At 68.9% G+C, this 17,843-nt stretch carries 17 protein-coding genes, 1 other RNA gene, 1 pseudogene and 1 riboswitch; of the genes and pseudogenes, 10 read left to right on the top strand and 9 right to left on the bottom strand.

Annotation, left to right across the window (positions count from 1 at the left end):
- Positions 1-380 (bottom strand): iron chelate uptake ABC transporter family permease subunit (locus F3J10_RS27450; protein WP_167243430.1); only part of this gene is annotated, 380 nt, incomplete at its 3' end.
- A gap of 78 nt (positions 381-458) precedes the next feature.
- Positions 459-2,462 carry a TonB-dependent receptor gene (locus F3J10_RS27445; RefSeq protein ID WP_167243429.1) on the bottom strand — a complete coding sequence of 668 codons (2,004 nt, stop codon included), beginning with the start codon at positions 2,460-2,462 and terminating at the stop codon, positions 459-461.
- An 87-nt stretch (positions 2,463-2,549) separates the two neighbouring features.
- A riboswitch (cobalamin riboswitch) is annotated at positions 2,550-2,755 on the bottom strand.
- A 229-nt stretch (positions 2,756-2,984) separates the two neighbouring features.
- On the opposite strand from F3J10_RS27445, the gene F3J10_RS27440 reads away from it, so the two are divergent.
- The 5 genes from F3J10_RS27440 to F3J10_RS27420 all read left to right on the top strand — a co-directional run bounded on the left by F3J10_RS27440 (position 2,985) and on the right by F3J10_RS27420 (position 5,485).
- Positions 2,985-3,341 carry a hypothetical protein gene (locus F3J10_RS27440; protein WP_013699079.1) on the top strand — a complete coding sequence of 119 codons (357 nt, stop codon included), beginning with the start codon at positions 2,985-2,987 and terminating at the stop codon, positions 3,339-3,341.
- Complete coding sequence (locus F3J10_RS27435; protein ID WP_013699080.1) at positions 3,338-3,652, top strand: cell division protein ZapA; 315 nt, start codon at positions 3,338-3,340, stop codon at positions 3,650-3,652. Before F3J10_RS27440 ends, F3J10_RS27435 begins: the two co-directional genes overlap by 4 nt.
- A gap of 93 nt (positions 3,653-3,745) precedes the next feature.
- A non-coding RNA gene (gene ssrS / locus F3J10_RS27430) (6S RNA) lies at positions 3,746-3,927 on the top strand.
- A gap of 198 nt (positions 3,928-4,125) precedes the next feature.
- Complete coding sequence (locus F3J10_RS27425) at positions 4,126-4,587, top strand: EVE domain-containing protein (protein ID WP_025101362.1); 462 nt, start codon at positions 4,126-4,128, stop codon at positions 4,585-4,587.
- 196 nt (positions 4,588-4,783) lie between these two features.
- The gene (locus F3J10_RS27420) at positions 4,784-5,485 is read left to right on the top strand and encodes an SIMPL domain-containing protein (protein WP_013699082.1); all 702 of its coding nucleotides are present in this window, start codon (positions 4,784-4,786) and stop codon (positions 5,483-5,485) included.
- A 129-nt stretch (positions 5,486-5,614) separates the two neighbouring features.
- On the opposite strand, the gene lgt is transcribed toward F3J10_RS27420, so the two are convergent.
- Positions 5,615-6,505 carry a prolipoprotein diacylglyceryl transferase gene (gene lgt, locus F3J10_RS27415; protein WP_025101361.1) on the bottom strand — a complete coding sequence of 297 codons (891 nt, stop codon included), beginning with the start codon at positions 6,503-6,505 and terminating at the stop codon, positions 5,615-5,617.
- A gap of 94 nt (positions 6,506-6,599) precedes the next feature.
- Positions 6,600-7,511, bottom strand: a complete 912-nt coding sequence (locus F3J10_RS27410) for a LysR family transcriptional regulator (RefSeq protein ID WP_167243428.1) — start codon at positions 7,509-7,511, stop codon at positions 6,600-6,602.
- Positions 7,512-7,641: 130 nt separating this feature from the next.
- Here F3J10_RS27410 and ilvD point away from each other — a divergent pair, with 130 nt between their 5' ends.
- Positions 7,642-9,315 (top strand): dihydroxy-acid dehydratase, encoded by a 1,674-nt coding sequence (gene ilvD / locus F3J10_RS27405; RefSeq protein WP_167243427.1) that lies wholly within the window; start codon positions 7,642-7,644, stop codon positions 9,313-9,315.
- 156 nt (positions 9,316-9,471) lie between these two features.
- The gene (locus F3J10_RS27400) at positions 9,472-9,798 is read left to right on the top strand and encodes a c-type cytochrome (RefSeq protein WP_013699086.1); all 327 of its coding nucleotides are present in this window, start codon (positions 9,472-9,474) and stop codon (positions 9,796-9,798) included.
- A 149-nt stretch (positions 9,799-9,947) separates the two neighbouring features.
- Here the strand turns inward: F3J10_RS27400 and F3J10_RS27395 are convergent, their stop codons facing one another.
- From F3J10_RS27395 to F3J10_RS27385, 3 genes are read right to left on the bottom strand one after another with little or no spacing between them, the layout of a single operon-like run.
- The gene (locus F3J10_RS27395; RefSeq protein WP_167243426.1) at positions 9,948-11,411 is read right to left on the bottom strand and encodes a DUF2486 family protein; all 1,464 of its coding nucleotides are present in this window, start codon (positions 11,409-11,411) and stop codon (positions 9,948-9,950) included.
- 17 nt (positions 11,412-11,428) lie between these two features.
- Positions 11,429-11,845: a DNA polymerase III subunit chi gene (locus F3J10_RS27390; protein WP_025101358.1), complete on the bottom strand. Its 417-nt coding sequence runs from the start codon at positions 11,843-11,845 to the stop codon at positions 11,429-11,431.
- A 43-nt stretch (positions 11,846-11,888) separates the two neighbouring features.
- A complete protein-coding gene (locus tag F3J10_RS27385) occupies positions 11,889-13,400 on the bottom strand; it encodes a leucyl aminopeptidase (RefSeq protein ID WP_167243425.1) in 1,512 nt (503 codons plus the stop codon).
- A gap of 109 nt (positions 13,401-13,509) precedes the next feature.
- Here F3J10_RS27385 and lptF point away from each other — a divergent pair, with 109 nt between their 5' ends.
- The 3 genes from lptF to F3J10_RS27370 are packed head-to-tail and all read left to right on the top strand — an operon-like array spanning position 13,510 to position 16,152.
- The gene (gene lptF, locus F3J10_RS27380; protein WP_013699090.1) at positions 13,510-14,601 is read left to right on the top strand and encodes an LPS export ABC transporter permease LptF; all 1,092 of its coding nucleotides are present in this window, start codon (positions 13,510-13,512) and stop codon (positions 14,599-14,601) included.
- Positions 14,602-14,604: 3 nt separating this feature from the next.
- Positions 14,605-15,753, top strand: coding sequence for an LPS export ABC transporter permease LptG (gene lptG, locus F3J10_RS27375; protein ID WP_013699091.1), 1,149 nt, complete (start codon positions 14,605-14,607; stop codon positions 15,751-15,753).
- 24 nt (positions 15,754-15,777) lie between these two features.
- Positions 15,778-16,152: a CbiX/SirB N-terminal domain-containing protein gene (locus F3J10_RS27370; RefSeq protein ID WP_013699092.1), complete on the top strand. Its 375-nt coding sequence runs from the start codon at positions 15,778-15,780 to the stop codon at positions 16,150-16,152.
- A 185-nt stretch (positions 16,153-16,337) separates the two neighbouring features.
- Here the strand turns inward: F3J10_RS27370 and cobA are convergent, their stop codons facing one another.
- Both cobA and F3J10_RS27360 read right to left on the bottom strand, forming a co-directional pair.
- Entirely contained in the window at positions 16,338-17,120 is a 783-nt protein-coding gene (gene cobA / locus F3J10_RS27365; protein ID WP_166915236.1) for a uroporphyrinogen-III C-methyltransferase, read from the bottom strand.
- 58 nt (positions 17,121-17,178) lie between these two features.
- A pseudogene (locus F3J10_RS27360) lies at positions 17,179-17,843 on the bottom strand (sulfate adenylyltransferase); the annotation flags it as partial.

Genomic DNA, 17,843 nt, shown 5'->3' with positions numbered 1-17,843 from the left:
AGCAGCGCGCCCGCGAACGAGGCGGCATCGACCCACCACCAGGCGGCACCCGCGATCATGGCGGCCAGCGCGAACCCGGCCGCGCCGCCCGAGACGCCGAGCACATAGGGCTCGGCCAGCGGATTGCGCAGCAGCACCTGGAGCAGCGCGCCCGCCAAGGCCAGCAGGGCACCGCAGCCGAAGCCGGCCAGCGCCCGCGGCAGGCGCAGCGTGCGCACGATCTCGCCGGCCAGCGGATCGCCGCCGGCCGGCGCGAACAGCGCGCCGAGCGCCTGTCGCGGCGGGATCGGCACGCTGCCGAGCGTCAGCGCGGCCACCAGCACCAGGGCGGCGGCCAACGCGAGCGCGGCCCAGATCGCCCAGGCGCGGCCGCGCGTCATGCTCGTCGTGCTCGTCGTGCGCGCGAACGTGTTCAAGCGGGGTTCCTCGCGGCGCTCATGCCAGCGCCGTGCGCGACGTCATGGCTGACGCCAGCCGATCGTGACGTAGGCGCCGCGCCGCGGCGTGTTGTACCCGTAGGCAAGCTGGTAGTCCTTGTCGAGCAGGTTGTCGAGATGTGCGCTCACGTACCACGCCTTGGTGATGTCGTAGCGCGCCGTCAGGTTCACCACGCCGTAGCCGCCGAGCGTCTGCGCGCTGTCGCTGCGCGCGCCGCTCAGCAGCCACTCGGCACCGACGCGCCAGCCGCCGAACGGATGGCTGGCCGAGAACGACGCGAAGCGCCGCGCGTGCCGCAGCAGGTCCTGGTCGCCGCTCTGGTCGACCGGGTTCTGGAAGGTCGCCGAGGCGCGCAGGTCGGTCTTGCCCAGATGCCCCTGCCACGAGCCCTCGATGCCCTGCACCTTGGCGCGCCCGACGTTCTGCGCCGTATAGACCAGGCCCGACGCATCGGGCTCGTACTGGATCAGGTTCGCGTAGCGCGTCTGGAACAGGCTCAGCCGCATCACGCCCAGCGCGTCCGAGGCGTATTGCAGCGCGGCCTCGATCGAATGGCTGCGCTCGGGCACCAGCGCGGGATTGCCGGCATCGGGGTAGTACAGGTCGTTGAAGGTCGGCGCGCGAAACGCATCCGAATAGCTCGCCGTGACCTTCCAGTGCTCGCCCAGGTCGTATCCGTAGCCGAGATAGTAGCTGTTCGCGCCGCCGAAATCCGAATACTGGTCGCGCCGCAGGTTGGCCTGCACCTGGCTGTTGCCGAAGCGGCCCGTGTAGCCGAGCCAGCCGGAATTCACGTGCCGCTGCGGCGCCGAGTAGACATCGGAATCGAAGGCCTGGTCGAGCCGCTCGTAGCCGGCCTGGATGGTCTGGCCGCGCGCCACCGTGAAATCGTTCTGCCAGCTGTACTGGCGGTTGTCGGTGTTGAAGTGGTCGGTGTAGGCGCCGTTCAGCCAGCTCTGGCTGCGGTCGTTGCCGCTCGACACGCGCAGGTGGGTGGTCCACCAGTCGGTCAGCTTGCCCTCGGCATGCGCCGAGATCTGCTGCACGCGGCTGTAGAGCGTGTTGAGATCGGTCGTGGCCTGCCCAAAGGGGTTGTCGTAGCTGTTCTCGCCGTTCGACTGGAAGTAGTCGAGGCCCGCGCTCCAGCCGTTCGCGAAACGATGCTTGAGCGAGGCCGAGAGACTCTCGTTCAGGTTGCCGTTCGCGTTCGGATTGGCGCCCGGCTGCTGCACCGGGTCGATCGCCGAGAAGCCGTCGGTCTTGTCGCGCGACAGCGACAGCGAGAAGGTGGTGCTGCCGTCGGCGTCGAGCCGGCCCGAGACGCCGGCCTGCTGCGACTGCGTGTGATAGCTGCCGTAGCCGGCCGAGAAATAGAAGCGCGGCGGATGATTGCCGCCGTCGCGCGTGAACACCTGCACCACGCCGCCGATCGCGCCCGAGCCGTACAGCGAGGAGACGTTGCCGTTGACGATCTCGACGTGGTCGATCTGCTCGAGCGTGAGCTGGCTCAGTTGCGCGGCGCCCAGGCTGGCCGAATCGACGCGCACGCCGTCGATCAGCAGCAGCGACTGGTTCGACTGCGCGCCGCGCAGGAACAGCGAGGTGTTCGAGCCGGGCCCGCCGTTGCGCACGATCTGCGCGCCGGGTGCGAACGCGAGCAGGCCGGGAAGATCGGACGCGCTGCTGCGTTCGATGTCCTCGCGCGTGAACAGGGTGGTTTGCGGCAGCGCGTCGGCGAGCTTCTGTGCGCTGCGGCTCGCGCTCACCACCACCGAGTCGAGCGCGACCGGCGCGGCAGGATCGGCGGACGATGCGGCGGCAGATGAAGCCGTGGCGGTGGACGCAACGGCGGCGCGGTCGCTGCCTCGCGGGACGGACGGCGCGGCGGAGCCCGTGGCGGCGCTGGCATCGCTGGCGGCGGCCATATCAGAGGCGCGGGACGCGCCGGGCGCAACCTGGGCGAGCGACAGGCAAGGCAGCCCGCAGGCCGCGAGCAGGGCGGCGCGGACAAACGCGGTGGACATCGGGAACATCCTGTGGATTCGCGCGGCCCTGCCTCCCCGCAGCGCCGCCTCCGGAAGCACGCAGGCGGCGCGCTTCCCCGCTTCGGCCGGTATCCGGGCTGGCGACCAGCCCACCCCGCCTTCCCGCGCGAACCAGGCGCGCAGTGGCCACGGCGGCCCTCGCTCGCGCGGGGGCCGCCATCGAGGGGCGGCTTGCGCCAGGATCGCCAGCGCGATCGACGCGGTCGCTTACCGTTGCGGGGGCAGCGCAGGTTGGCATGCCGCGCGGGCATCGCTCCCTGCTTCCCGTTTAACCGCGCGCGCCCTCGTCGAGGCCGTGCGCGAGCACCGAAGCGGCGCCAGTGTAGGAGCGCCCCCGAGCAGCGTCAAGAAACGCGCGTCGGACGCACGCAACGCCGGCAAAACGGCATTTCCCGTGTCACTTCGCGGCAAGAAGGGGGGTGGTTACGTCTGGATACGTTACAAAAGTCGGTACAAGGCGCTTTCCGCGCTAAAATGCCCGGTCTTTAGAGGACGCAGCAGATGCTCAACGAACTCGAAACCCTATCCCAGAACATTGGCCGCCTGATTGCGCTGAACCAACGCCATCACACGGAACGGCTCGCGCTCGAGGAGCAAGTCGCGCAATTGCGCGCGCAAGCCGAAGCCGTGCGCGTCGAGCTCGATCAGTTGCGCGACGAACGCAACGGCTTGGTCGCCGAGCGCGATGCGCTGTCGGCGAAGATCGACGATGCGCAGATCAAGCTCAACGCGATCCTCGAGAAGCTGCCGCGCACGCGCCAGGCCGCCGACGGCGACAGCCAGCTCGACCTGCTCGGCGGCGGCGAGGCGGCCGGCAACGGCGGCGACGACGCGGCCAGCCACGGAGAACATGCATGAGCAGCAAGCAGATCGAAGTCTCGATTCTCGGCCAGGCCTATCGCCTCGCGTGCTCGCCGGAAACCGAAGCGGCCCTGCTCGAGGCGGTCGCGCGCGTCGACGCCGAGATGTCGAAGATCCGCGCCAACAGCTCGGTGCGCGGCACCGACCGGATCGCGGTGATGGCCGCGCTGTCGCTCGCCTCGGAGTTGCTTCGCCTGCAACAGAGCGTTCGTCACGGCGAGGCATTTCCCGCGGAAGAAATCCGGCGTACAATGCGCCACATGAATGAACAGCTCGGCGCGGTACTGGCCCAGCACGAGTCGCGGTAAGCAGCGCGGCTCGGCGGACAAGCCAGCGGCTGCACCGAAGTAAGCGGTTCATGCGAATTCGTTTCACAAGATCGGATTCACTAGGTTCTCTCAGCTTCCCTGCCTGGTTCGCCAAGGTCATATATTCCTTGAACCAATGCCATGTGCACGGTTGCGGAAATTTGTAGCACGGGCGCGCGCGTCACTCTGTCTGATGTACCCGAAGTGCTGCTAACTGCGACCAATTCTGAACCTCAGGTTCAGGATGCCGGCCTAGCGGCCAAGGCGGGGACCTATTCGACGGCATCGGACCAGTTCCGATGCCGTTTTCATTTGTGCTTCGAGTTGTGCTTCAAACGGCTCGCGTGCCCCGGATCGGCGATCGCGAGGCACGCCGAGCGATCGTATTCCCGTCTCACCCGGCAAGCGTCGTCGCGACGGCCGCTGCTCCCGCCGCGCGCGTTCCCTGCCCCTTCTTTCAGCGGACCGCCCTCATGCAATTCTGGCTGATGAAATCCGAACCGGACGAGGCGAGCATCGACGATCTCGCCGCCGCGCCGAAACACACCCTGCCCTGGACGGGCGTGCGCAATTATCAGGCTCGCAATTTCATGCGCGACACCATGCGCATCGGCGACGGCGTGCTGTTCTATCACTCGAGCTGCCCCGAGCCCGGCATCGCGGGCCTGGCCGAAGTCTCGTCGACGCCCTATCCCGATCCGACCCAGTTCGATCCGGCCAGCCCCTATCACGATCCGAAGTCGAAGCGGGAAGAGCCGCGCTGGAGCCTGGTGGATGTGCGCTTCGTGAAGAAGAGCGCGCTGGTGCCGCTGGCCGCGCTGCGCGAGCACGACGAGCTCGCCGAGATGCGCGTGCTCGCCAGGGGCAACCGGCTCTCGATCACGCCGGTCACGCGCGCCGAATGGAAGTTCATCACCGAGAAGCTGATGAAGTGAGGCAGGTGCCGGCCGGCTCGCCGCGAGATCTGTCAGCAAAGGTAAATCGCGCACGTGGTGCCGGAACTCGGCACGCCTTTCATCGGCCTAACGCTCGCGCGATCGGCGGAACCCCGGTTTCATCGATCGCCTCGACAAGACGCGCGGCACGATGCGGCACGGGCCGCTGGCCGCGCACAGAACAGGAGCTCATACGATGAAAAAATCCGCTGCCGTACTCGCCCTCGCCCTGGCCGCCGTGATCCCCGCGGTGCAGGCACAAGTCGCGCCCCAGCCTTCGGGCGTGCTGTCGCTGTCGGCACAGGCCAGCACCGACGTGCCGCAGGATGTGGTCGACATCACGCTGTTCTACGAGCAGGAAGCGAAGGATCCGGGCAGCCTGACGACCGAGCTCAATCGCCGCGCCGACGCCGCGCTGGCCCGCGCGCGCGGCGTGTCGGGCGTGACCGCGCGCACCGGCGGCTTCTCGGTCTACCCGAGCAACGACCGCGACGGCAAGATCGCCGCCTGGCGCGGCCGCACCGAGATCGTGCTGGAGTCGCGCGATTTTACCGCGGCCTCGAAGCTCGCCGGCGATCTCGCCAGCACCCTGCAGGTCGGCAACGTCGAGTTCTCGCTGTCGCCGGAAGCGCAGCGCGCGGCCGAGCAGAAGCTGACCTCGGAAGCGATCCAGTCGTTCCGCAACCGCGCCGCCGAGGCGGCCAAGGCCTTCGGCTACAGCGGCTACGCGATCCGCGAGGTCAATGTCGGCGGCGGCCGCAGCGTGCAGCCCTACCCGCGCATGATGGCGATGGACGCCGCGCCGATGATGGCGAAGGCCGCCGCCGCGCCGATCGCCGTCGAGGGCGGCAAGTCGACCGTCACCGTCAACGTGAACGGCTCGGTGCAGATGAAGTAAGTCGCGTCGATGCGCGTGCCGCTCGCGAGCGGCGTGGCGGCATGAGATGACAAAAGGCCCGACCGGCTTGCACCGGTCGGGCCTTTTTCACATCGTCGTGTCACATCGTTCGACGAGGACCGCGCGAACTCATGCCGGCCTCGCGACGCGCCCCTTGCGATAGGCCCACAGCATCATCAGCACGCCGGCGATGATCATCGGCAGCGACAGCCACTGGCCCATCGACAGGCCCAGCGCGAGCAGGCCGAGGAAATCGTCTGGCTCGCGGGCGAATTCCACCGTGAAGCGCGCCAGGCCATAGCCGATCAGGAACAGCGCCGACACCGCGCCGGTCGGGCGCGCCTTGCGCGAGAAGAAGAACAGCAGCAGGAACAGCGTGATGCCCTCCAGCGCGATCTCGTAGAGCTGCGAGGGATGGCGCGGCAGCATCTGGTACTGCATGAACACCTCGTTCAGGTTCCACTTCGCGGCGAGGTCGGGATGATGCGCGAGCCAGATCGCGTCGTCGCGCGAGGCGCCGGGGAACAGCATCGCCCAGGGCGCGTCGGGGCTCGTCACGCGGCCCCACAGCTCGCCGTTGATGAAGTTGCCGAAGCGGCCCGCGGCCAGGCCGGTGGGCACCATCGGCGCGATGAAGTCGGTCACCTGGAGCCAGGTGCGCTTGCGCTGCCAGGCGAACAGCACCATCGCGGCGAGCACGCCGAGGAAGCCGCCGTGGAACGACATCCCGCCTTCCCAGACGCGGAAGATGTCGAGCGGATGCGCGAAGTAGTAGCCGGCCTTGTAGAACAGCACGTAGCCGAGCCGCCCGCCCAGCACCACGCCGAGCACGCCGTAGAACATCATGTCGTCGATGTCCTTGGCGGTCCAGCCTTGCGCGGCGACATGCGGCAGCTTGAGCCGCACGCGGCCGACGACGATCGCCGCGATGAAGCCGACGAGATACATGAGCCCGTACCAGCGCACGGCCAACGGTCCGAGATGAATCGCGACGGGATCGAAATTGGGGTGAATGATCATGAGTCGGTGTGGATGGTTGCTGAATCGACGCGGCGTTCGTGCGCCGCGCCTGCTGTTTGACGGTGCGAACCCGCCCGCGTTCGCGCCTCGTGCATCAGGCCGGCGCGGCGCGCCGCACGATCTCGATGAAGCCCGCCAGCACCGGGCTGACGTCCCGGGTGCGCCAGACCAGGCCGGTCTCGACGATCGGCGTGTCGCCCGCCAGCGCACGGTAGACGACACCGGTGCGGCGCAGGTTACGCAGCGATTGCGGCACCAGTGCGACGCCCATGCCGGCCGACACGAGGCTGACGATGGTCTGCATCTGGATCGCCTCCTGGCCGATGCGCGGCGTCAGGCCCCGCGCCCCATAGCAGCCCGTAATGATGTCATAAAAGCCGGGCGCCAGACGACGCGGGAAGATCACCAGCGGCAGATCGGCCAGTTGCTCGAGCCCGATCGGGCCGTCCTCGCCCGGCACCGCGACCTCCTCGGGCATCGCCACCACCAGCGGCTCGCGCGCCACGCCGAGATAGGACAGGCCGGCCGCGTGGCGCGGCGGCAGCGACTCGATCACCAGCCCGGCGTCGATCCGGCCTTCGGCCAGCATCTCGACCTGCAGGTCGCTGGTGGCCTCGGTCAGTTGCAGGCGCACGCGCGGATAGCGCGCCCCGAACTCGCGCAGCAGCGCCGGCAGCAGGCCGTAATCGGCGGTCGAGACGAAGGCCAGCGCGAGCGTGCCGGCCTCGCCGCGCGCCAGGCTGGTGGCCAGCGGCGGCAGCGCGTCGGCGGCCGCCAGCAGGCGCCGCACCTCGGGCAGCAAGGCCGCGCCGACCGCCGACAACTCCACCGAGCGCTGAGTGCGCACGAACAGCAGCACGCCGAGCGCGGCCTCCAGCGCGCGGATCGCCTGCGACAGCGGCGGTTGCGTGATCGACAGGCGCGTCGCCGCGCGGCCGAAATGACGCTCCTCGGCCACCGCCACGAAGTAGCGCCATTGCCGCAGATCGGGGGTCGGTTCGGCCATGATTGATATCCTCAGCGACTCAATTGGCCACGAATAATATATTGGACAGGTGTCGAGGGACAGCCCATGCTTGCCTGACCACGGCCGCCCTGGCGCGCGCCGGATGTCCACAACCCGGATGGAGTCCCCCATGTCCTACAACCGTCGCTCGAAAAACATCACGCAGGGCGTGGCCCGCTCGCCGAACCGTTCGATGTACTACGCACTCGGCTACCAGCAGGCGGACTTCGACAAGCCGATGATCGGCATCGCCAACGGCCACTCCACCATCACGCCCTGCAATGCCGGCCTGCAGCGCCTGTCGGACGCGGCGGTCGACGCCGTCAAGGCGGCCGGCGCCAACCCGCAGATCTTCGGCACGCCCACCATCTCGGACGGCATGTCGATGGGCACCGAGGGCATGAAGTACTCGCTGGTCTCGCGCGAGGTGATCGCCGACTGCATCGAGACCTGCGTGCAGGGGCAGTGGATGGACGGCGTGGTGGTGGTGGGCGGCTGCGACAAGAACATGCCGGGCGGCATGATCGCGCTGGCGCGGCTGAACGTGCCGGGCATCTACGTGTATGGCGGCACGATCCGCCCCGGCAACTGGAAGGGGCAGGACCTGACCATCGTCTCGGCCTTCGAGGCGGTCGGCGAGTTCACGGCCGGGCGCATGTCGCAGGAGGACTTCGACGGCATCGAGCGCAATGCCTGCCCCTCGACGGGCTCCTGCGGCGGCATGTACACGGCCAACACCATGAGCTCGTCCTTCGAGGCGCTCGGCATGGCGCTGCCCTATTCCTCGACGATGGCCAACCCCGACCAGGAGAAGGTCGATTCCGCGGCCGAGTCGGCGCGCGTGCTGGTGGAGGCCGTCAAGCGGGACCTGAAACCGCGCGACATCATCACCCGCGAATCGATCGAGAACGCCGTGTCGGTGATCATGGCCACCGGCGGCTCGACCAATGCCGTGCTGCACTTCCTGGCCATCGCGCACGCCGCCGAGATCGACTGGAGCATCGACGACTTCGAGCGGATCCGCCGGCGCGTGCCGGTGATCTGCGACCTGAAGCCCTCGGGCCGCTACGTGGCCACCGACCTGCATCGCGCGGGCGGCATCCCGCAGGTGATGAAGATCCTGCTCGACGCGGGCCTGCTGCATGGCGAGTGCCTCACCATCACCGGCCAGACGGTGGCCGAGACGCTGCGCGAGGTGCCCTCGATGCCGCGCGCCGACCAGCAGGTGATCTTCCCGATCGACCAGGCGCTCTATCGCGAAGGCCACCTGGCGATCCTCAAGGGCAATCTCGCCGAGGACGGCGCGGTGGCCAAGATCAGCGGGCTGAAGAATCCTGTCATCACGGGTCCCGCGCGCGTGTTCGACGACGAGCAGAGCGCGCTGCAGGCGATCCTCGACGACCGCATCCGCGCCGGCGACGTGGTGGTGCTGCGCTATCTCGGCCCGCAAGGCGGCCCCGGCATGCCGGAGATGCTCGCGCCCACCTCGGCGATCATCGGCAAGGGGCTCGGCGAATCGGTGGGCCTGATCACCGACGGGCGCTTCTCGGGCGGCACCTGGGGCATGGTGGTCGGCCACGTCGCGCCGGAAGCCTTCGCCGGCGGCACCATCGCCCTGGTCCAGGAAGGCGATTCGATCACCATCGACGCGCATCGCCTGCTGCTGCAGCTCAACGTCGACGATGCCGAGCTGGCGCGCCGCCGCGCCGCCTGGCAGCGGCCGGCGCCGCGTTACACGCGCGGCGTGCTGGCCAAGTACGCGGCGCTCGCGCTGCCGGCGAATCGCGGCGCCGTGACGGGCTGAAGCACTCGCCGCGGGCAGCAAGGAAGACGGAAGGAACGGCCTGGCCCATTCGCACGAGGGGCATGAGAGGCATGAGGGGCGCGACGAGCTCGCGCCCTCTTTGCTTCTATAATGCGCGGACAGCCAGGCCGGCCCTCGCGCCGGCGGAGACCCCGTATGAGAATCACGCTACTGCGAGCCACGCTTGCCCTGCTGCTGGCCGCGAACCTGCCGGCCCAGGCGCAGCAGCCGGCCAGCGGCCCGCTGCTCGCGCAACGCAGGAACTGCATGGCCTGCCATGCGGTCGCCGCGCCCCTGATGGGGCCGTCCTTCCACGCCATCGCCGATCGCTACATGAATCGCCCCGATGCGGCCGACTATCTGGTGCAGACCATCGTCAAGGGCAGCGTCGGCGTGTGGGGGCCGGTGCCGATGCCGGCCAACACCCAGGTGACCGGCGACGAGGCGCGCACCCTCGCGCAGTGGATCCTGACCTTGAAATGAACGCAGGCCGCGGCGAAGCGGCGGCCTGAAACAAGAAAACGCGCGAGCGCACCTTCAGGTGCGCGTCGCGCGTTTTTCATTCGGGACCGCAGCGGTCCCGCGAGCCGGGCCGCCGGATCCAGCCGTCCTGGCCGACTGCCCTGAACGCCTCAGTGCTCCTGCCGGGATGGCGGCGCGTCGCGCCGAGCGAGCGCCTCGTCGACGGCTTCGGCCACCCAGCGCTCGAATTCGGGCGCCAGCGCCGTCACCACCTGCTGCGACACCTCGCCGACCAGCCAGGCGGCATGCTGCTGGACCGCCTCGCGGCAACGCGCGTCGATCAGGGCACGGCCCTCGCCGGACAGGTAGTCGGCGACACGGCCCTGCAGCCGCTCGGCGATATGCCGGGAATCGATCCGCGCCGCGGGCGGCGGCACGGGTTCGGCTTGGGGAGCGCCGATCAGCTCGGCGGGCGGCAGCGCCTCGACATCGGCGAAACGGGCCGGCACCGGCATCTCGGCAGCGATGGGCGACAACTGCGCGAAGGCGGCAGGCGCCAGCGTCTCGACGCGATGCAGCGCGGATTCGGTGCGCGCGGCGAGATCGTCGGGACGGACCGGCGCCCGATGCAGTGCCTCGCCGGGCGGCGTCGCCGAAGCGGCAGGTTCCTGCGAGGCACCGTCGAGCGCATAGGCCAGCGGTGCGTTGTCGGGCGCATCGTGCTCGTCGTCGCGCGGATCGGGGCGCGCCTCCGCTCCGGCGGGAACGGCCTCGACAGGCAGCGGCTGCGGCGCCGCGGCGAATTCCTGGGGGACCGCCGGCTCGGCGGCCACGAACACGGCTTCGGCCTGAGTGGATTCGAGCGGCGCTGCCTGCGGCTCGACGAGCGGCGCGGGGCTTGCTGAGAATTCCTGAGGAATGCTCGACTCGGGCGCAACGAATGCCGCTTCGGCCGGGTCGGGCTCGCTGAAGGTGGATGCCTCATGCGACGCGGGCCACGGCTGAGGCTCGGCCGCGAATTCCGGCGGCGTCGATACCGGCTCCGGCGCGACGAACGCGGCTTCCGACTGCGTCGGCTCGCTGGCGGCCCGCGCTTCGTGCGCCTCAGGCAAGGGCTGCGAATCGCCCGCGAATTCCGCCGGCGTCGATGTCGGCTCCGGCGCGACGAACGCGGCTTCCGCCTGCGTCGGTTCGCTGGCAGCCGACGCTTCGTGCGCCTCGGGCAAGGGCTGCGGCTCGCCCGCGAATTCCGGCGGCACCGTCACCGGCTCCGCCGCGACGAACACAGGCTCCGCCGGCGCCTCGGCGCCCTGCGCCGTCGCCGGCGAGGAAACCAGTCCTCGTGGTGCAAGCGCGGCCGGCTCGCCCGCCGCCAGGTGCGAAGCCGGCAGCGCATCGGCCCCGGCTCCGGCCGGCGCGCCATACGCGGTGGACAAGCCCGCGCCCCCGCCGAGCGTCGGCAGGCCCGAAGCCGCCAGCTCGGGCGGCACCTCCGGCGGCAACTCGGGCAGGTCGGTGGCATGCGGCGGCGCCGCATCGGCGGCCTGCCAGGGACGACGTGCGAGCACGGACTTGCCGGGCACCAGCACGTCGGTCAGCACGGGAATGTCGAACTCGTTGTGGGCGTCGGGCATGTTGGCTCCAGGCGCGACTAGCCGCCTTGCTTGTAGTTGTTCAACGCGTAGCCGCGGTCGCGGTAGAAGCGGTAGCGATCGCGGCCGGCCGCCAGTTCCTCGGGCGCGTTGCCGACCACCTCGAGCAGCCGGGCGAAGCGCGCGAACTGCGCGGGCACCTCGGCGCCGAGATTGAGCAGCACGCCGTCGTGCGGGGCACGCGACAGATCGGTGGTCAGCACGATCGGCGTCTGCGCGGCCTGCGGGCTGTCGACCGAGCAATGGGGAATGAAATCGAGCGGCGAGAAGGTCCACAGCCGCTCGTCGAGCGTGCGCAGCCGCGCCGGCTCGGCGCAGACCACCACGGCCTGGCCGGCCAGGTAGGCCTTGCGCAGCAGCCGGCACGCATACGCGAGCGAGTCGCCGACGTTCGAATGGAAATCGATTCGTGTCATCGGGCGTCCCGCCGCGTCATGCCTGCCTCTCCCGGCCTTGCGCTCACGCGCCGGCGCGGTCGATCAGGAACTGCGAGAGCAGCGGCACCGGACGGCCGGTGGCGCCCTTGGCGGCACCGCTCTTCCAGGCCGTGCCGGCGATGTCCAGGTGCGCCCACGGATAGCTTTCCGCGAAACGCGCCAGGAAGCAGGCCGCCGTGATGCTGCCGCCCGGACGGCCGCCGATGTTGGCCAGGTCCGCGAAGTTCGACTTCAGCAGGTCCTGGTACTCGTCGTCGAGCGGCAGGCGCCAGGCCGGATCGCCCGCTTCGCGGGAAGCATCGAGCAGCTCGCCGGCCAGCGCGTCGTCCTTCGAGAACAGGCCGCTGTTGTGGTGGCCCAGCGCGATCACGCAGGCGCCCGTCAGGGTCGCCACGTCGATCACCGCGGCCGGCTTGAAGCGCTCGGCGTAGGTCAGCGCGTCGCAGAGGATCAGGCGGCCTTCGGCGTCGGTGTTCAGCACCTCGATCGTCAGGCCCTTCATGCTGGTGACGATGTCGCCCGGCTTGGTGGCCTGGCCCGAGGGCATGTTCTCGCAGGTCGGCACGATCGCCACCACGTTGAGCTTCAACTCCATCTCGGCCAGCGCGCGCATGGTGCCCAGCACCGAGCCGGCGCCGCACATGTCGTACTTCATCTCGTCCATGCCCTCGCCCGGCTTCAGCGAGATGCCGCCGGTGTCGAAGGTGATGCCCTTGCCGACCAGCACGATCGGCGCGACCTTGGCGGCGGCGCCCTGGTAGTGCAGCACGATGAACTGCGGCGGCTCGACCGAGCCGCGCGTGACCGACAGGAAGGAGCCCATCTTGAGCGCCTGGATCTGCTTGAGGCCGAGCACCTCGGCCTTCAGGCCCCAGTCCTTGGCCAGCTGCTTGGCGGTATTGGCGAGATAGGTGGGGGTGCAGACGTTGCCGGGCAGGTTGCCCAGGTCGCGCGTGAGATCCATGCCGTTGGCGATCGCCACGGCCTGCTTGGCGGCCTGCTTGGCGGCCTTCTCGTCGGCCGGATCGACGCTGAACACCACGCGCTTGAGCGTGGCGGGGGCCGGTTCGGCCTTGCTCTTCATCTGCGTGAAGCGGTAGGTCTCGCCGCGCAGCGCGAGGATCGCGGCACGCACGCTCCACTCGGCGCCGCGCTCGGCCACCGGCAGTTGCGCCAGCGTGAAGGTGACCTGGCCAACCTTGGTGGCCAGCAGCGCGCGCCAGGCGGCACGCGCGGCTTCCTGGTAGGCCTTCTGGCCGAAGCCGTCCTGCTTGCCGAGGCCGACCAGCAGCACGCGGGAGGCGCCGATGCCCTCGACCTCGTGCAGGAACAGCGTCTTGCCGAGCTTGCCGTCCATGTCACCGGCCTTGACCAGGCGCGACACCAGGCCCTTGACGGCTTCATCGATGTCGAGCGCGGCGCCGGACAGCGTCTGCGACTCGAACACGCCGACCACCACGCAGTCGGACTTGCCGGTCAGGAACCCCTTGGACGCACCTTTGCTCCAATCAAAGCCTTTTATGCTAAAGTCCATCGCGCTTGTCCTCGGATAAAATCTGGGCTATGTGGGTGAAAGCCGCAATTATCCGCTATTTTTCCTGTGGCGGCGCGCTGTATCCCTCCCCGCCCTCTTCGCCTCAAACATGATCTTCGAACGCTCCCTCCAGCGCGAGCTTGCGTACACCGCCGGCGCTGTCTTCATGGTGCTGCTCACGATCATGCTGACGTCGATGATGATCCGCATCGTCGGCTACGCAGCGTCCGGTCAGGTCAGCCCGAAGGACGTGCTCGTGCTGATCGGCCTCACCGTGATCGGCTATCTCGCGATGATCCTGGTCGGCACCCTCTTCGTGTCGATCCTGTTCGTGCTCACGCGCTGGTACAAGGACTCCGAAATGGTGGTCTGGCTCGCCTCCGGCGTGAGCCTGACGCGCCTGATCAAGCCGATCGGCGTGTTCGCCACGCCCATCATCCTGCTGATCGCCTTCTTCGCCTTCGTCGGCTGGCCCTGGTCGAACCAGCAGAGCAAGCTGATCAAGGCGCGCTTCCAGCAGCGCGACGAGGTCTCGCTGCTCGCGCCGGGCCAGTTCCGCGAGTCGCCGTCCACCAACCGCGTGTTCTTCATCGAGAAGATGTCGGCCGACCAGGCCGCCGTGCAGAACGTGTTCGTCACCACCACCGAGCAGGGCAAGGTCAACGTGGTGGTGTCGCAGACCGGCCATACCGAGACCGCCCAGAACGGCGACCGCTTCATCGTGCTGGAGAACGGCCGCCGCTACGACGGCGTGCCCGGCCAGCCGAACTTCAAGATCATGCAGTTCGAGCGCTACGGCGTGAAGATCCAGAGCAAGCAGGTGGTCACCCAGCCAACCACCACCAGCACCCCGACGCTGGACCTGCTGCGCGATCCGACCGACGAGAACCTCGCCGAATTCGCCTGGCGCGTCGGCCTGCCGCTGATCGCGATCAATCTGATGATTCTCGCGATCCCGCTGGCCTACCAGAACCCGCGGCGCGGCCGCACCGTGAACCTCGTGATGGCCGTGCTGATCTATCTGACGTATTCGAACCTGCTCAACGTGATGCAGTCGCAGATCGAGCGCGGCAAGATCCCGTTCGGCGTGGGCCTGGTGGTGCTGCACCTGGTGGTGGCCGGCATCGTCGCCTTCCTGTTCTGGATGCGCGTGCGCAACCGGCCGCTGATCTCGCGCGCCACGTTCCGCCGGGGAGCCTGACCGATGCGGCTCTACGAAAAGTATTTCGCGCGCCAGATCTACCTGACCTTCGTGTTCGTGCTGTTCGCGTTCTCGGGGCTGTTCTTCTTCTTCGACCTGATCAGCGAGCTGAACTCGGTCGGCCACGGCAGCTACAACTTCGGCTACGCGGTGCTGCGCGTGGGCCTGCAGACGCCCTCGCGCTTCTACGAGATCATCCCGGTCGCCACCCTGATCAGCGCCATCTACGTGTTCGCGCAGATGGCCGCCAACTCGGAATTCACCATCTTCCGCGTCTCGGGCCTGGCCACCAACCGGGCGCTGCGCTCGCTGCTGAAGATCGGCGTGCCGCTGGTGATCGTCACCTACCTGATCGGCGAGTTCATCGGCCCCTACACCGACCAGCTCTCCGAGCGCGTGCGGCTCGAGGCGCTCGGCTCGTCGGTGTCGTCGAACTTCCAGTCGGGCGTGTGGGTCAAGGACACGCTGACGGCGCGCGACAACGGCGAGCCCGTCACGCGCTTCGTCAACGTCGGCACGCTCTCGCCCGATTCGACCATCAGCAACGTGCGGATCTACGAGTTCGACTCGAAGTTCCAGCTGCAGAACGTGCGCATCGCCAAGTCGGGCCGCTACGCGCCGCCGGGCCACTGGCTGCTGACCGACGTGACCGACACCCAGCTCTCGCCGATCGTGCCGGCGCCGAACACGCCCAAGGATGCGCTGAACCCGGTCTATCGCTCCGAGCAGGTGAGCATGCCGCAGTATTCGCTGCGCTCGGACCTCACGCCACAGATCCTCTCGGTGCTGCTGGTGTCGCCGGAACGCATGTCGATCTTCAACCTGTTCCGCTACATCCAGCATCTGCGCGAGAACCAGCAAGACACGCAGCGCTACGACATCGCGCTGTGGCGCAAGCTGCTCTACCCGTTCGCGGTGTTCGTGATGCTGGTGCTGTCGCTGCCGTTCGCGTACCTGCACACGCGCGCCGGCGTGGTCGGCGTGAAGGTGTTCGGCGGCATCATGCTCGGCATGAGCTTCCAGCTCTTCAACACGCTGTTCTCGCATATCGGCACGCTCAATACCTGGCCCGCGCCGCTGACCGCGGCGCTACCCGGCCTGATCTATCTCGCGCTCGGCCTGTTCGGGCTCAAGTGGGTCGACCGGCACTGAGCCACTGATCACCACGGAGGGAAGATGAGCAGACACGGGATCATCCTGTTCGGACACGGTTCGCGCGACCCGCGCTGGATGGAGCCGTTCGAGCGGCTGGCCGAGCGCGTGCGCGCCAGCCACACCAGCGGCCCCGTCGCGCTGGCCTTTCTCGAACTGATGCCGCCCGAGCTCGAGGACGCGGTGGCCGCCCATGTCACGGCCGGCTGCGCGACCGTCACCATCGTGCCGGTGTTCGTCGGCCAGGGCGGCCATGTGCGGCGCGACCTGCCCGAGATCGTCGAGGCCTGCCGCGCGGCGCATCCCGGCGTGGATATCCGCTGCGCCACGGCGATCGGCGAGGACGATTCGGTGCTCGACGCGATCGCGACATACTGCCTGCAGCAAGCGGGCGACTGAACCTCGACCGGGATGCGCTCCCGCTCGCAGGAATACGAAACGCCGCGAAACGCCGGCCTCGCGCCGGCGTTGTTCATGGTGCGGGGAATTTGCCGCTGAAATGCGAAACGCCGGCCCGAGGGCCGGCGTTGCTTCGTATCGACTGATGGGTTGTCCTGGCGAGCGCTTCGCCGCCGACCAGCAGCTCAGGCCGCGTTGCGGACCTCGCCCTTGCCGGCCGGCTGCCCGGCGGCTTCCTCGCTACCCGGCTCCACCGCTCCCGCGCGTTCCGCGAAGGCCGCGCCGATCATCAGCAGGCTCGGCTGCGAGGGATCGAGCCAGGCCTGCGCCTCGCCCGCCGCCATGCGCGCCAGCGTCAGCGCCAGGCTGCGCTCGCGCGGCGTGCTGCAGGCCTCGACGATCGCCACCGGCGTGTCGCCCGCTCGCCCTGCGTCGATCAGTTGCTGCGCAATGCCGGGCGCGCTGTCGCGGCCCATATAGAAGACCAGCGAATCGGCCTGCACCTGCTCGCGAATCTCATCGCTGCCGGGCGCCCGGCTCTGGGTGGCGAAGGCCACGCTGCGCGACACGCCGCGCAGCGTCAGCGAGCGCTTGAGCGCGGCGGCACTCGCCAGCGCCGCGGTGATGCCCGGCACCACCTCGTAGTCGATGCCGGCCGCCTCGAGCGCGCGCATCTCCTCGTCGGCTCGGCCAAACAGCATCGGATCGCCGCCCTTCAGGCGCACCACCACCGCGTGCTCGCGCGCCGCGTCGATGATCTGCTTGTTGATGAACTGCTGCGCCGTGGAGCGCTGGCCGCAGCGCTTGCCGACCGCGATGCGGCGCGCGTTCGGCGCGTAATCGAGCATCGCGGGCTCGATCAGCGCGTCGTGCAGCACCACTTCGGCCTGGCCCAGCAGGCGCGCGCCGCGCACCGTGATCAGGTCGGCCGCGCCGGGTCCGGCGCCAATCAGATACACCTTGCCCATAAGCCTTTCATTGGTAAAACGCCGCCGGCCGCGACACCCGCGGCCGACGGCGCCGGACTCACGCCGAGTAGGCGCGAATCATCCCGGCGGCGACCGTGTGATGGGTCGCCTCGTCGATCAGCACGAACGCGCCCGTGCCCGGATGCGCATCGTAGGTGTCGCAGACGATCGGCTTCTGCAGCGTCAGCGCCACCCGGCCGATGTCGTTCATCTTCAGGTCCTGGCGGTCGCTGGCGTGCGACAGCGTATGCACGTCCAGCACCTGCTTGACCGCGCCGATCTTGGTGAACACCGTGTTGGTGGTCTGCTTGAGCAGATACTTGCGTTGCGGGGACAGCGGGGTTTCGTCGAACCAGCAGAGATCGGCTTCCAGCTTTTTGGCCGGCTCGATGCGCTGCGCGTTCGGCACGAACACGTCGCCGCGCGAGACGTCGACGTCCTCGGCGAGGCGGATCGTGACGGTCTGCCCCGCGAAGGCGGATTCTACCGCAGCCGTGCCGCCCGGCACCGGCGCGACGATCTCGGCCACGGTCGCCGTGCGGCCCGAGGGCAGCACCGCGATCTCGTCGCCCACCTTCACCTCGCCCGCCTCGACGCGGCCCATGTAGCCGCGGAAATCGTCGGCCGAGCTGCCGTCCTGGCGCGCCACCCACTGCACCGGGAAGCGCAGCGCCTCGCCGCCGTCGATCGCCACCGGCAGCGTCTCCAGCACGTCGAGCAGCG

This window comes from Burkholderia sp. Cy-637 (assembly GCF_011753175.1).
Classification (GTDB): Bacteria; Pseudomonadota; Gammaproteobacteria; order Burkholderiales; family Burkholderiaceae; genus Burkholderia; species Burkholderia gladioli.
The sequence above is the reverse complement of the archived record's forward strand: the minus strand, read 5'-3'. Positions and strand labels throughout refer to the sequence as shown.